Here is a 14223-nt window from a genome sequence, read left to right on the forward strand (position 1 = left end):
GAAAATAAATCGCATCGAGGTAGAAATGAAATTTGTCGACGAAGCGCGCATTGAAGTCGCCGGCGGTAAGGGCGGCAACGGAGTTGCCTCTTTTCGCCGTGAAAAATTTATTCCTAAAGGTGGCCCCGACGGCGGTGATGGCGGTCGCGGCGGTGATGTGTATGCAGTGGCTGATTGCAATATCAACACATTGATTGATTACCGCTATGCTCGCAAACATTTCGCCAAAAACGGAGAAAACGGACGCGGTTCGGACTGCTACGGTGCAGCCGGTAATGATATTGAACTGCGAATGCCGGTGGGAACGCTGGTGACCGATGCCGATACCGGTGAATTGGTCGCTGACCTCACTCGCCATGGGGAACGCTATCTCCTTGCTAAGGGCGGCAAAGGCGGTTTGGGTAATTTGCACTTTAAGTCCAGTACTAATCGCGCCCCCAGACAGTGCACGCCCGGTGAAGAAGGCGAGCATCGCTTCCTCAATCTTGAATTGAAGGTTTTGGCCGACGTCGGTCTTTTAGGGATGCCTAATGCCGGGAAGTCCACCTTTATTTCTGCGGTGTCTAACGCTCGTCCGAAGATTGCCGACTATCCGTTTACCACATTGCATCCTCAATTGGGTGTCGTTCGAGTCGGTCCTGAGCAAAGCTTTGTCGTGGCCGATATTCCCGGTTTGATTGAAGGGGCTTCGGAAGGGGCTGGACTCGGTCATTTGTTCCTCAGACACCTCTCCCGCACGAAGCTGCTTTTGCACGTGATTGACATGGCACCTTTTGATGAAAGTGTTAATCCCGCACTCGAAGCCAAGGCCATTGTTGAAGAACTTAGAAAGTACGATGAAGAGCTCTATAACAAGCCTCGTTGGTTGGTGCTCAATAAAGTCGATTTAATTGCTGAAGAAGAGCAGGAAGAGCGCATCAATGACTTATTGGATGCACTTGAAGTTCCGGCTGACGAAAGAGTGTTTGTCATTTCTGCAGCCACTCGCGAAGGTTGTCCGGAATTGGTATCGGCTATTGCCGAATATCTGGACTCGGAACGACGTCGTGAAAATCAATACATGGGCGATGAGCGCATTGAGATTGAAGACGATGAGGTGCGCCTCATTGAAGCATAACTAGTAAGTATTTTTACCTATTTTTAGAAAAGGGGGTGCGCGAGTACTCCCTTTCTTTTTAGAATTTTGGGCGTTCAACTCAAAAGCGGAGAAAAAAATGCCCACTACAGATCAAGAATTACTGCCGGCCTGGACACTCGAGGATGCCTACGGAAGCGTGAGCGATGAGCGATATAAAAAAGAACTTGAAAACGCTCATAAACGAATGGGTGAACTGCAAAAAGCCCTGGTTGAAGAACCTCAAAAAGACGACATTGCGGTTTTGATGCCGATCTACGAAGATGCAGCAGAAAGCATCTCATCCTTAATATCCTTTTCTTACTGTGCCTCAAGTGCAGATATTTCCGATACGGCCGCTTCGGCCGCTTATGCTCAGATGCAAAGTCTTTGGGCAGAACTCGAAGCCACTGCAAAACCGCTTTTTTCCGCTTTGGGAAAAATTGATGAAAAGGATGAATTCTGGAGCCGCAAGGAAGTAAGCCACTGGCGCTTCGGTGCAATGCAAAAGAAGAACTCGTGGCGCGCCAAACTGTCCTCTCAGGATAACGCCGTAATCAACGCCTTTGCGGCTACCAACTTTTTCCCGGTCGACGCCATGTATAAGCGCTTAAACAAATCAATGTTGGTTAAGGCTAAAAACAGTGCCGGGGAAACCGTCACTTTGACGCATTCGCAGTGCGTAGGCGTTTTAAAGGGGGCCGATGATCCCGTGTTGAGAGAAACTGCACAAACGGCGGTCAACGAGTGGTACAGAGAGCATGCCGGTTTTTATGTGGACTTACTCAATCTCTTGCACGGTTTCAGAAAGACCCAGTTTGAATTGGCGGGGCTCGACGATTGGATGCGACCGAGCCTTGAACAAAACCGTATCAGTCGCCAAGCCCTTGAGGCGGCTCTTAATGCCATTAAAAATCGTCAGGCAGAAATTCAAGAGGCTATTAAAGTTCGGGCGCCGTTTTTCGGTCGTCCGGTGATGAAGGCCTGTGACTTTTTCGCTCCCGTTCCTGTGAAATCTCAAGGGAAGGCTCCTTATATTCCGTACAAAGAAGCTATTGAAACCGTGAAAGCATCTTTGGTAGAGGTTAATCCAGAAATTCCGGCCTTTATCGACATGATGCTTCAAAACCATTGGCTTGATGCCCGAGTCGATGCGAAGAAGGCGGGCGGCGCATTTTATTCCCGCTTTAATCGACTGAAGCAGCCTCGTGTTTTCACGACCTATTTGGGCAGTTTCGGTTCTGTGTTGCAGCAGGCTCATGAATTGGGACATGCATTCCACTATTGGGTGATGCGTGATATGCCGACCAATGAAACGGAATTTCCGATGACGCTCACCGAAGTGGCCAGTACTTTTAACGAAGCCAATGTTCGCCGTTACTGTGCGGCCAATAGCCAAAGTAAAGAGGAACGCCTGGCGATCCTGTGGCAGGAATTGGTGAGCTGCGCAAACTTCTGTCTGCAACTGCCGATCCGCATGGGCTTTGAAACGCGGTTTATTGAAAAGCGCCAAAAGGGATTGGTGACACAGGCTGAGGCTGAACAGATCATGCGGGAAGTTTGGCACGAGTACATGGGCGATGCCATTGAAGACTGTGATGAGTATCTCTGGTGCTACAAATTGCATTTTTACATGACCGACCAGTACATCTACAACTATGCCTATACGATCGGCTACCTCCTGTCTCAAGGTCTGTGTCGGGAGCAGGAAAAGCGTGGCAAGGATTTCCCGCGTTTTTATCGCGAATTCTTGCGTGATACAGGTCGTATGACGGTCGATGAGCTGATTGCCAAGCACATGGGGTTGGATGCAACGACTCCGGACTTCTGGAACCAGTGCCTGGATCAGGCTTGCAGCCACATCGAAGAATTCAAAAAATTAATTAATCAGTAAAAACACAAACCTCGCGTTTGCCTTCCTAAACAAACGCGAGGTTTTCGATTTCTTTCAATTAAGAAAGAATGCCTTTTTTCATCCAAGTCGGCCGTCGGGCTTCATATTGTGCGATGGCCTCTTCGTGTTCAAGCGTCAGAGAAATGGCGTCGAGCCCTTCCAAAATGCAGTGTCTTCTGAAGGGATCCAGGGTGAAGCTATAGTGCTTGGCTCCCACCGTTACCGCGCAATCCTCAAGATTAACCGAAATTTCCATTCCGGGCTGATCATTGAGTGCTTGCATAATTTCTTCAATTTCTTCTTCACTTAAGCGGACTAAAAGCAGACCGTTACCTAAAGAATTGTTGGAGAAAATATCCGCAAAAGACGATGCAATAATGGCCCGAATGCCAAAATCCAGTAAGGCCCATGGTGCATGCTCACGGCTTGAACCGTTACCGAAATTGTTGCGGGCCACAATAAATTTCGCGTTTTGATAACACGGTTTATTGAGCACAAAGTCGGGATTAGGCATCGTTTCGGCCTCATCGAGGTAGCGCCAATTATGGAAAAGGTGCTTACCGAACCCCTTGCGATCAACAGCTAATAAGAACTGTTTGGGAATGATTTGGTCGGTATCGATGTTGGAGGCGTCCATCGGAGCCGCCACAGCAGTCAGTTTGGTAAATTTTTGCATGAAGCTGCTCCTTATTTCAGATAATCGCGAACGTCAACGATTTTGCCATTGATGGCTGCAGCAGCGGCCATCGCCGGACTCATCAGGTGTGTGCGACTGCCTCGTCCCTGTCGGCCGATAAAGTTTCGATTAGAGGTCGAAGCCACGCGAGAGCCGGGTGCTGCAATGTCATCGTTCATGCCCAGACACATCGAGCAGCCGGGCAGACGCCATTCAAAGCCAGCTTCTTTGAAAATTTGATCGAGCCCCTCTTCTTCGGCCATCGCTTTGACAGCCATCGAACCCGGTACAGCCAGTGCACGGACACCCTCGGCCACATGTTTACCCTTCAGTACCTTGGCAGCTTCTCTGAAATCTTCGATTCGCCCGTTGGTGCACGAGCCGATAAATACCGTATCAATGGCTACGCCGGCGATCGGTTGACCGGGCTCAATCTGAATATAGGACAAAGCCGCCTCGATACCGTGTCGTTCCTGCTCGTTGCTACACTGAGCGGGATCGGGAACGTTATCGGTGATATGGCAGACCTGACCGGGATTGGTGCCCCAGGTGACCATCGGAATCAAGTGCCCGGAGTCAATCGTGATTTCCTTATCGAAAACGGCATCGTCGTCTGTTTTCAGTGATTTCCAGTATTGGACTGCTTCTTCCCAATCTTTTCCCTTAGGAGCAAAGGGGCGATCCTTTAAGTATTCGAAAGTTGTTTCGTCCGGTGCAATCATTCCGGCTTTAGCACCGATCTCAATGGCCATATTGGACAATGTCATGCGACCTTCCATCGACAATGAGGTGACTCCGTCACCGGCAAACTCAATGGCATATCCGGTTGCGCCCGCGGTGGTGAGCACCCGAGCGATTTCCAAAATCAGATCTTTGGCGTAAACCCCTTTTGAGAGTTTGCCGACGCAGTTGATGCGCATCGTTTTAAGTTTGGCTTGTTTGAGGGTTTGCGTGGCCATAACGTGTTCGACTTCACTGGTACCGATACCGAAAGCCAATGCGCCGAATGCGCCGTGCGTAGCCGTGTGGGAGTCTCCGCACACCAAAGTTGTTCCGGGCAACGTAAAACCTGTTTGCGGTCCGATGATGTGCACAATGCCCTGATTGGGGTGACCCAGCCCGAAGAGTTCAACTCCGAACTCTTCGCAGTTTTTCATAAGCGTCGTCACTTGCTTTTTGGCTACGCACGAGCAGGCTTCAATCGTCGCTTCCTGGGTGGAGATATCGTGATCCATCGTCGCCATCATCAGTTCCGGTCGGCGCAATTTGCGGCCGGCCTCACGCAGTCCCGAAAATGCCTGCGGACTGGTGACTTCGTGGACAATATGTCGGTCGATATAAAGAAGCGGCAGTTCCCCTTCGGCTTCATAAACGACGTGTGCGTCGTAGACTTTTTCGTAAAGCGTCTTTCCCATTTTTAGTCTCCTAAGCGCTCAACGATTGCATCACCCATTTGAACGGTATTGACTATGTGAGCGTCGGGCATAGCTCGAGCCAGATCGGCTGTGACGATTTGATCCTTAAGCGCTCGCGCAACGGCCTTTTCAACATCTTCGGCCGCCTCGATTTCTCCGAAAGAGTGTCTGAGCATTAAAGCCATCGAAAGAATCTGGGCAATCGGATTGGCAATACCTTGACCGGCGATATCGGGAGCTGAGCCGCCTGCAGGTTCATAAAGACCGAAACTGCCTGAGGCCAGTGAGGCAGAGGCAAGCAGCCCCATGGAGCCGGTGATCATGGCGCATTCATCCGAGAGGATGTCACCGAACATATTCGAGCAGAGCACCACATCAAACTGAGCCGGATTTTTAATGAGCTGCATGGTGGCGTTGTCAATGTAGAGATGTTCAAGCGTGACTTCGGGGAAATCCTCCGCCACCATCATGACCACTTCACGCCACAAAACGGAACTGGCCAGGACATTGGATTTATCAATGGAAGTCACTTTCTTTTTGCGTCCCATTGCGACCTTAAAGGCGACGCGAGCAATGCGTTCGATCTCTGCTCGTGTATAGACTTCCGTGTCAAAAGCCCGTTCATTGTCACCTTCGCCTTCCCGGCCCTTGGGTGTGCCGAAATAGATGCCGCCCGTGAGCTCGCGCACGACCATGGCATCAAAACCTTGAGCGGAGATATCTGCGCGAAGCGGACTTAAAGCATTTAATCCCGGAAAGATTCGAGCCGGGCGCAGATTGCAAAAGAGCCCGTAACGCTTACGAAGGGGAAGCAAGGCTCCGGCTTCGGGACGCTGGCTGTGAGGCAAGTGGTCCCATTTCGGGCCGCCGACACTACCGAACAAAATCGCCTGAGCTTTGTCGCATGCGTTAATGGTTTCTTCTGGCAGCGGGGTTCCGCAGTGATCAATAGCCGCGCCCCCCACGAAGCATTCTTCATACGTGACGGTAAAGTCGTGCTTCTGACCGACAGCGTTCATCACTTTAATGGCTTCGCGCATCACTTCGGGGCCGATGCCGTCACCGGCCAACACTGCAATATGGTAATTCTTGGACATGGGCATTCCTTTTTATTCGGGATTGGTTAGGCACTTTTCTTTTCGCGTTTTTTCTCGATTTCTCGCGCTCTCTCGATACTGTTGCAAGCATCAATTAACGCCAGGGCAGAGGATTCAATTACGTCGGTGGAAAGCCCCATACCATGGAAAATTCGCCCTTCATAATCGACATTGACATTGACCTGACCCAAAGCATCCATACCGGCGCCGTTTGCCTTAATGGTGTAGCTTGTGAGTTTGCAGCGAATGCCCGTCAGACGAGTGATGCAGTTATAAACCGCGTCAACCGGGCCGTTACCGATACTTGATTCCGTACGGGTACGCTTGCCGACTTTAAGTCGCACACTCGCTGTGGGGATTGCACCGTGGGCACCGCCGCTCATGACATTGATCGTGTCGAGTTTGAAATAATTTTCTTGCTCATGGTCGCGTTTCTGGAAAAAGAGCAGCGCTTCGAGGTCATAATCAAAAACCTGACCTTTGCGGTCGGCAAGTTTCAGGAATCGATCGTAGATTTCATTGAGATCGTAGCTGTCGTCTTCGTAACCCAGGTTTCTCAAGCAGGCACGAATCATATGGCGGCCCGAGCGGGCGGTCATGTGCATGGTGTTGCCCGTAAAGCCCACGCTTTCAGGAGTGAGAATTTCATAAGTCTCGCGATTTTTGAGCACACCGTCCTGATGGATGCCGGAACTGTGAGCAAAGGCGTTGGAGCCGACAATGGCTTTGTGAGGCGGAACGGGTTCGTTACAGATCTTGGAGACAAGGGTAGACGTTCGGGCGATATTTTTCGCAACGATATCGGTGTAGAGACCATTGAGGAATTTTTCACGAAGTTTAATCGCCATCACGACTTCTTCAAGTGAGCAATTGCCTGCTCTTTCGCCCAATCCGTTCATGCAGCATTCAATCTGTCTGGCTCCGTGCCTGATGGCCGTCAGGGAGTTTGCCGTCGCCATACCCAAATCGTTGTGACAGTGAACGGAAATCACGGCCTTATCAATATTGGGGACGCGGTTATAGAGGTTGGTGATAATGGCACCGAACTCTTCAGGCAGGGTGTAGCCCACGGTATCAGGGATGTTGACGGTAGTGGCTCCGGCCTTAATGGCGTTTTCAACCATTCGGCACAGGTAGTCAATCGGCGTGCGGCCGGCATCTTCGCAGGAAAACTCCACATCGTCGGTGTAGTTTCTCGCTTGTTTGATGCAGGCCGTGGCCATAGCCATGATGTCATCGCGGCTTTTCTTGAGTTTATCCTGCACGTGAATATCGGACGTAGCAATAAAGGTGTGGATGCGGAAGTGATCAACACCTTTCATAGCGTTGCCACAGGCGTCAACATCTTTAGGCACGCAACGGGCAAGGCCGCAGGGAATAGCATGTTTGAGGCTTTTCGAGATGGTTTGAACCGACTGAAAGTCTCCCTCGGACGAAATCGGAAATCCTGTCTCAATGACATCAACTCCCAACTGATCAAGCGCCATGGCAATTTGCAGTTTCTGCTGCGTACTCAAACTTTGCGGCAAGGCTTGCTCGCCGTCTCTGAGAGTGGTGTCAAAAATAATGATTTTGTTCGGATCCTGATGAATGGACATAAAGTCGCTCCTCAAAGCAAAAATGGCGGATTTTGCGATGAATAGAATTTACGACTTCGCTATTTTTGTGTCAATAAGTATTTTGCATTATATTAAGATTTAACAAATATAACTATTTGATAAATAATAAATATTAATTTCAAAATATAGCGAAATTGAATAGATATATTTATGTAAAAATATATTGTTTTGCAAAGATTAAGGAATTATTTATCTTTGATTTCGCAAAAATGTCAGAGGATTTTTGGGTAAAAGAAAACCCGCCGGATGAGGCGGGTCGGAGAAATTAAAAACCGTACAGTAACCAATCTTGGCTGGGTTTTGACCGTCGGTCGTTCTGGCCGAAAAGGTGGGGAGCGAGGTCTGCCAGGGCTTTTCGGTAGACGTCGTGTTTAAAATCAATGACGTCTCTGAGCGGCACCCAGTAATCGTTCCAGCGCCAGGCATCAAACTCCGGGTGGTTGGAAGCAAAGAGGTTGATCTTTGATTCCGGTCCCACCAATTTCAGTAAGAACCAAATTTGTTTTTGTCCGCGGTATATGGACCGGTCGGCACGTCTGAAGGGTTCGGGCACATCGTAGTAAAGCCACTCATTGGTATGAGCGATAATCTCGACATCATCGGCCGTTAAACCGATTTCTTCATTGAGTTCGCGCATAAGCGCCGTCTCAATGTCTTCCCCTTCGTCAATGCCTCCCTGTGGGAACTGCCAAGCGGGCTTTCTCAACCGTTTGGCCCAAAATACCTTCTTGTCGGCATTCGTTAAAATAATGCCGATATTCGGACGGTAACCGTCACTGTCCAACATGAAAGGCCTCAAAATCTCTAAAATTACTCTTTTACTTTTACCCAATGCGTGGTAAAAAGTCACATCGAAAAATTGTACCTTAATTAGCGAGAAAACAATGCGCGCTCGTTCCTTTTTTATTTCTACCTTGAAAGAGGCTCCGGCTGATGCCGATATCGTGAGCCAACAGTTGATGATTCGCGCCGGCATGATCAAAAAGCTGGCCGCCGGTGTGTATACCTACATGCCGATGGGTTTGCGTTCATTGCGCAAGATTGAAAATATCATCCGCGAAGAAATGAATCGCGCGGGCGCGATTGAATTGCTCTTGCCGATGGTGCAGCCGGCAGAATTGTGGCAGGAGTCCGGTCGTTGGGAAAAGTACGGCCCTGAACTTTTGCGTTTCAAGGACCGCCACCAACGCGACTTCGTCATTCAACCGACGTCCGAAGAAGTGATCACAGACTTTGCCCGTCAGGAAATTCGTTCCTGGCGCCAACTGCCTGTCAATCTGTATCAGATTCAAACGAAATTCCGTGACGAACGTCGTCCGCGTTTCGGCGTGATGCGCGGCCGTGAATTCACGATGAAAGACGGTTACTCCTTTGACCGTGATCAGCAAGGAGCCCTGAAGTCTTACGACAAAATGTACGCTGCCTACCAGCGTATCTTCACGCGCTTAGGCTTAACGTTCCGTGCTGTGGCAGCCGATACGGGTTCGATCGGTGGCGACCGCTCGCATGAATTCCAGGTCATTGCCGATACCGGCGAGGATCTGATTGCCTACTGCCCGGACAGTGACTTCGCAGCCAATATTGAATTGGCTCCGGCTCCGTGCGTGATTGAAAAGCGTGAAGAGCCCAAAGAAGCCATGCAAAAGGTGCCCACGCCCGGTCGTGAAAAGTGCGAAGCGGTGGTGGAGTTGCTCGGTCGTGAGTTGACGAGTTCCATGAAGTCCGTTGTGCTCGCTGCCGAGCGATTTAACGAAAAAGGTGAAGCCGTTGAACCGCAGATCGTTATGATTTTGCTGCGCGCCGATCATGATCTCAACGAAGTCAAGGCCGGTAAGTTGCCCGAATTGAAAGACGGATTCCGTTTTGCAACCGATGCCGAAATCATTAAGGCTTTCGGCTGCAAGCCGGGCTATCTCGGACCGGTGGGTATCAAGAGTGACATCGTGGTCTATGCCGATCTGACGGCAGCCAAGATGAGCGATTTTATTTGCGGAGCCAACGAAGAGGGCTATCACATTACGGGTGTGAACTGGGGACGAGATTTGCCCGAACCCAAGGTCGCCGATCTTCGTAACGTGGTTGAAGGCGACGCTTCCCCCGATGGTAAAGGTACCATCAGACTGCAACGCGGTATCGAAGTCGGTCACGTTTTCTACCTGGGAACGAAGTACTCCCAAGCATTGAATGCGACCTATCTGGATGAAAACGGTAAGCCCCAGGTATTGGAAATGGGCTGCTACGGTATCGGTGTGTCTCGCCTCTTAGGTGCAGCCATCGAACAAGGACACGATGAGCAGGGCATTATTTGGCCTGAATCCATTGCACCCTTTACGACTGTTATCTGTCCGATGAATTACTCCAAGAGCGAAATGGTTCGTGAAGCAGCCGACAAGATCTACGAGGATCTCAAGGCCGCCGGAGTGGACGTGATTTTGGATGACCGTGAAATGCGTCCTGGCGTCATGTTTGCCGAATGGGAACTGATCGGTGTACCGCACCGCATCGTCGTGGGCGAACGAGGCTTAAAGAACGGTGAGGTCGAATACGCTTATCGTCGTACCATTAAAGAAAAACAAATGGTGAAGACTGAAGCCATTGTTGATTTTATTCTGAATCGCTAATTGCTTTTGAAACCTAAAAAAAAAGCCTCCGGCCGTTTTGGTTAGGAGGCTTTTCAATGTAAGAAAAACCGCCCGAACACTCAGGCGGTTTTTTAATAATTCGTCGCTGAATTAGCGCTTGCAGCACTTCTTCTTGGAAGCAACAGCGGCCTTGAAGGCGGCGCCGGCGGTGAACTTCGGCAACGTCGTGGCCGGGATCTTGATCGTTTCGCCGTTAGAGGGATTGCGGCCTTCGCGAGCGGCGCGCTTAACAGCCTTAAACGTACCGAAACCGATCAATTGGAAACCGTCACCCTTGGCAACAGCCTTAACGATGGCGTCAAACACGGAGTCAACAACGCGACCGGCTTGAGCCTTAGACAATTCGTTTTCTTCAGCAACGATGGCGATGAGTTCTTGCTTGTTCATTGGAATTCTCCTAAAAAAATGAGCATCTTAACGATGAACAACCCTAATATACTCCATCTATTCCCTTTAAAACCAGAGGGTTGCGCGAAAAAATGGCCTATAAACCCTCATTTTTATTGATATACGTTAAATAGACAGAAAAAATGTCGCAAAAAGGAGACAGCGAATTCAGCCGATGGCCTATTTGGCGGGCTTTCGGTTGAGATTTGAGGTTGAAAAAAGCGCTCAGAAACCGGATGTATCCGAGCGCTTTCTTGAGTCGAAAAGATTATCACCATCGTCGTAAAACCACTGCATTTATGCGGTGGATATAAGACGGCAATCCAAAGGATTGCAATAAACGGAAAATGTAATCTAAATCTGTTTTAAAGTAAAGCCTGTTGAATTCTAAGATCTGATTATGATACGATTGTACTATGTCATATGTATCGTATCGTTTTAGGATCTATCCAAACAGCCTGCAGCGTCAATCTCTGGTTGATCACTTCGGTTGCACCCGTTGGGTTTTCAACCGTTACCTCTCTGAGGCTGATGATTGTTACAAACAAACCGGTAAAGCCATGCGGTGTAACGATTTCATTGTTCGCTTGGTCAAATTGAAAAAAGAATACCCATGGCTCAAGGAAGTCAATTCACAATCGCTTCAAATGGCAGCCCGCAACGCTGATCGCGCCTTTGTGAATTTCTTTGAAAAACGAGCTCAACCTCCTCGTTTTAAAAGCAAACATTCCGGCAGGCAGTCTTTTCATTGTCCTCAGAACTGTAAAGTTCTATTCCCGCAAATAGGAACAAAAGGTCATATCGTTTTACCCAAAATCGGTCCGGTCAAAGCTATTTTGCATCGGCGATTCAACGGTACGGTCAAAACGGTGACAGTTGTCCGGGAAGCATCAGGCAAGTATTTCGCCAGTGTTCTGGTTGATAATGCACAACCCAAAGTTACACCGGATACGGTTGATTTTGAACGTACAGCAGGCATAGATGCCGGCATTAAAACGGCCTTTACTGTAGTCAGTCAGAGCGGAACAGAAAAAATTGATAATCCGACGTTTTTGAAAAAGCATTCGGAGCAACTGAAAAACAACAAAAGCGATTGGCTCGATGTCTGCGTATCGTCAACGTTAAGAAAAATGAAAAAGGAGAAAAAGTTAAGGAAGTCACCGTCTCAAAACGCTATGAGAAGGTGAGAAAAGAGTTAGCCCGCACTCATGAGAGAATTCGCCATAGTCGAAAGAACTGGATCGATCAAATCACTCATCGGTTAGTCATCGATAGCCAAGTGACAACCTATGTGATTGAAGATCTGGATTTAAAAGGGATGGTTAAGAATCATCACCTTGCTCGAGCGGTATCTGATGTTGGGATCGGCAACTTCTACCGGACGCTTCAATACAAATTAGAGGCGGTCGGAAAGAACCTGATTGTGGCGGGTCGGTGGTACCCGTCCAGTAAACGGTGCCCGGAGTGCGGGACTAAGAAAGAGAGTTTGACATTGAAGGAGCGTGAGTGGTGCTGTGCGAAATGCGGTAGCAAGCATGACCGGGATGAGGCAGCCGCGCGAAACTTACGTCATTGGGTAAAGCTCTCAGAATCAGACAAACACCGATACGGCCGGAACGGCCGTGCGCTGGAAAAGGAAACGATTCCTTTTTGAAGAGTTCCCCCGAGGAGAAACCCGTCGGTGCGGGTTCCTCGGCGAGAGGCTTGAGCCACGGGGGCTCAAGCGGGTCGCGCGAAGCTCCGCCCTTTCAGGACGGTGTAGTTCACTTGGCAACCGCTTTCGTTAACGAGGGATTCTTCTTAGAAACCTCAACTAAGCGACGGAATGTTTCAGCTGAAAGCATCACGTGCTTGAGTACGGCAGCTCGAGTCTTTTCATTGATGCGGCTCGGATCCTTAGCGTGCAGAATTTCAAGGAAAAGGTCCGACAGCTCCCCTTTGACCGTATCCGGTTTAATGGCTTTGGCAATCAACTTGCGTTTGGCTTCTTCGTACTCGTTGAGTTGATCGTCACTTAAACGCTTGAAGATTTTGTCCGCCATGACTTCTTCGCCGTGGTAATTCATTTGAAAAAGCGTTTTTTTCAATAATTTTTCGTTTTCCAAATATTCCGGGCAATTGTCCAATGTGACCCGAATGGCCACAGCCTGCAAAAGCGCGCTCCACAAAGCCTTAAACATAATGAAGGGCCCGGGATTTAAGAAATCAAACAGGGGAAGCTTGGCTTTTGAAATGCGGGCAGCTTCACGGGCTGTGAAGCGAACCAGGTCGCGGATGCTGCCTCCGAACGTATAACCTAAGTCTTCTGCAAATTGGTTGGTGACGATTTTGCTCATTTTTAACCTAATGAAATTAATGTTTACTGTCGACCGGATCGAATGTCAATTGAATCGTCTTCGGGGGATTGCCCGTCGGATGATTCGGGAACGGATCACAAGCCTGGATGGCGCGCTCAACCGCTCGGTCAAATGCGGGTAAGCCGCTCGGGCGAATCAGGCGCGGTGCGCCGGCTTGTCGTCCGTCATTGAGAAGGTGCACTTCATAGACCGCCTTATATTGACCGGGTTTCATGTTGGGGGAAACCGCAAAGGCAATATTGGGGCGGATGCAGGCGATGATACGGGAGCTGTAAAGGGCCGATTGCGGTCCTCCGGCCTGTACCGTGACACCGGCAGCATTTTGCTGTGAAGACGCTTGCAACTCTTTTAATTGTTCGTTACGCATCTGTTGAGCCAGGCGTTTGGCCTGTTCGCGACGGCGCTGCTGAGCCTCTTCTTGGCGTTTCTTCTCTTCAGCTTTACGCTTTTCTTCTTCAATGCGCTTTTGCTCTTCTAAACGCTTTTGTTCTTCCAGGCGTTTTTGTTCCTCGAGTCGCTTTTGCTCCTCAAGCTTACGCTGCTCTTCAAGTTTTCTTTGTTCTTCTAATTTTTTCTGCTCTTCGAGCTTTTTCTTTTCTTCTTCCTGTTGACGAATGACATTTTCGTCAGGCACTTGCTTGGCAGCCTCTTCTACTTTCGCAGGAGGAGGTTCTTCGGGTTGGGCCTGAGGTTCGGGCTCGGGTTCAGGTTCCGGTTCCGGCTCCGGTTCAGGCTCGGGTTCTTCTTTGACCGGTTGGGGTTTCTCAAGCTCTTTAGGAGGTGTGACGGGAGTGGTCGCACTCATCTGAGAGGGAGACCAGAGCTCTGCGTAAATCACCTCAGTGCTTTCCGTGTTCCATTGAAAGACAAAGAAAAGCCCTACGAAGAGAATCGCATGCATGAACAAAGCAAGCACAAAAGGCAAGCCCCAACCGTTGGGCTCGCGCTCTTGTTGCGGGCGGTTGTCTTGAGCTTGGGTTTGAGAAACCGCCGGTTTGTTCTTTTTCTTAAGAGGATTCACG

The 14223-nt window shown here is 49.5% G+C and carries 11 protein-coding genes and 1 pseudogene; 4 read left to right on the forward strand and 8 right to left on the reverse strand.

Going from position 1 to position 14223, the window contains the following annotated elements:
- Positions 1–25 precede the first annotated feature (25 nt).
- Both obgE and H5985_RS03950 read left to right on the forward strand, forming a co-directional pair.
- Positions 26–1117: a GTPase ObgE gene (gene obgE, locus H5985_RS03945; protein WP_205050015.1), complete on the forward strand. Its 1092-nt coding sequence runs from the start codon at positions 26–28 to the stop codon at positions 1115–1117.
- Between the two features lie 97 nt (positions 1118–1214).
- Complete coding sequence (locus H5985_RS03950) at positions 1215–3008, forward strand: M3 family metallopeptidase (RefSeq protein WP_205050016.1); 1794 nt, start codon at positions 1215–1217, stop codon at positions 3006–3008.
- 58 nt (positions 3009–3066) lie between these two features.
- On the opposite strand, the gene leuD is transcribed toward H5985_RS03950, so the two are convergent.
- The 5 genes from leuD to H5985_RS03975 form a co-directional block, all read right to left on the reverse strand.
- Positions 3067–3684: a 3-isopropylmalate dehydratase small subunit gene (leuD, locus tag H5985_RS03955; RefSeq protein ID WP_205050017.1), complete on the reverse strand. Its 618-nt coding sequence runs from the start codon at positions 3682–3684 to the stop codon at positions 3067–3069.
- Between the two features lie 11 nt (positions 3685–3695).
- Positions 3696–5099 (reverse strand): 3-isopropylmalate dehydratase large subunit, encoded by a 1404-nt coding sequence (gene leuC / locus H5985_RS03960; protein ID WP_205050018.1) that lies wholly within the window; start codon positions 5097–5099, stop codon positions 3696–3698.
- Between the two features lie 2 nt (positions 5100–5101).
- Positions 5102–6196 (reverse strand): 3-isopropylmalate dehydrogenase, encoded by a 1095-nt coding sequence (gene leuB / locus H5985_RS03965; protein ID WP_205050019.1) that lies wholly within the window; start codon positions 6194–6196, stop codon positions 5102–5104.
- A gap of 26 nt (positions 6197–6222) precedes the next feature.
- The gene (gene leuA / locus H5985_RS03970; RefSeq protein ID WP_205050020.1) at positions 6223–7794 is read right to left on the reverse strand and encodes a 2-isopropylmalate synthase; all 1572 of its coding nucleotides are present in this window, start codon (positions 7792–7794) and stop codon (positions 6223–6225) included.
- Positions 7795–8080: 286 nt separating this feature from the next.
- Positions 8081–8602, reverse strand: a complete 522-nt coding sequence (locus tag H5985_RS03975) for an RNA pyrophosphohydrolase (protein ID WP_205050021.1) — start codon at positions 8600–8602, stop codon at positions 8081–8083.
- Between the two features lie 97 nt (positions 8603–8699).
- Between H5985_RS03975 and H5985_RS03980 the strand changes: the two genes are divergently transcribed.
- Entirely contained in the window at positions 8700–10436 is a 1737-nt protein-coding gene (locus tag H5985_RS03980; protein WP_205050022.1) for a proline--tRNA ligase, read from the forward strand.
- A gap of 111 nt (positions 10437–10547) precedes the next feature.
- Here H5985_RS03980 and H5985_RS03985 read toward each other — a convergent pair whose 3' ends face one another.
- Entirely contained in the window at positions 10548–10844 is a 297-nt protein-coding gene (locus tag H5985_RS03985; protein WP_205050023.1) for an HU family DNA-binding protein, read from the reverse strand.
- Positions 10845–11284: 440 nt separating this feature from the next.
- Here H5985_RS03985 and H5985_RS09425 point away from each other — a divergent pair.
- A pseudogene (locus H5985_RS09425) lies at positions 11285–12498 on the forward strand (RNA-guided endonuclease InsQ/TnpB family protein); the annotation flags it as partial.
- Between the two features lie 109 nt (positions 12499–12607).
- Here the strand turns inward: H5985_RS09425 and H5985_RS04000 are convergent.
- A complete protein-coding gene (locus tag H5985_RS04000) occupies positions 12608–13180 on the reverse strand; it encodes a hypothetical protein (protein WP_205050026.1) in 573 nt (190 codons plus the stop codon).
- Between the two features lie 16 nt (positions 13181–13196).
- Positions 13197–14222: a cell envelope integrity protein TolA gene (gene tolA, locus H5985_RS04005; protein ID WP_338124953.1), complete on the reverse strand. Its 1026-nt coding sequence runs from the start codon at positions 14220–14222 to the stop codon at positions 13197–13199.
- Between the last annotated feature and the right edge of the window lies 1 nt (position 14223).

The sequence above is a fragment of the Parasutterella secunda genome, from assembly GCF_016901835.1.
GTDB lineage: Bacteria > Pseudomonadota > Gammaproteobacteria > Burkholderiales > Burkholderiaceae_F > Aphodousia > Aphodousia faecavium.

Coding starts and splice junctions, on each gene's coding strand:
- obgE (WP_205050015.1), top strand. CDS start 26: ATGAAATTTGTCGACGAAGCGCGCATTGAAGTCGCCGGCGGTAAGGGC.
- H5985_RS03950 (WP_205050016.1), top strand. CDS start 1,215: ATGCCCACTACAGATCAAGAATTACTGCCGGCCTGGACACTCGAGGAT.
- leuD (WP_205050017.1), bottom strand. CDS start 3,684: ATGCAAAAATTTACCAAACTGACTGCTGTGGCGGCTCCGATGGACGCC.
- leuC (WP_205050018.1), bottom strand. CDS start 5,099: ATGGGAAAGACGCTTTACGAAAAAGTCTACGACGCACACGTCGTTTAT.
- leuB (WP_205050019.1), bottom strand. CDS start 6,196: ATGTCCAAGAATTACCATATTGCAGTGTTGGCCGGTGACGGCATCGGC.
- leuA (WP_205050020.1), bottom strand. CDS start 7,794: ATGTCCATTCATCAGGATCCGAACAAAATCATTATTTTTGACACCACT.
- H5985_RS03975 (WP_205050021.1), bottom strand. CDS start 8,602: ATGTTGGACAGTGACGGTTACCGTCCGAATATCGGCATTATTTTAACG.
- H5985_RS03980 (WP_205050022.1), top strand. CDS start 8,700: ATGCGCGCTCGTTCCTTTTTTATTTCTACCTTGAAAGAGGCTCCGGCT.
- H5985_RS03985 (WP_205050023.1), bottom strand. CDS start 10,844: ATGAACAAGCAAGAACTCATCGCCATCGTTGCTGAAGAAAACGAATTG.
- H5985_RS04000 (WP_205050026.1), bottom strand. CDS start 13,180: ATGAGCAAAATCGTCACCAACCAATTTGCAGAAGACTTAGGTTATACG.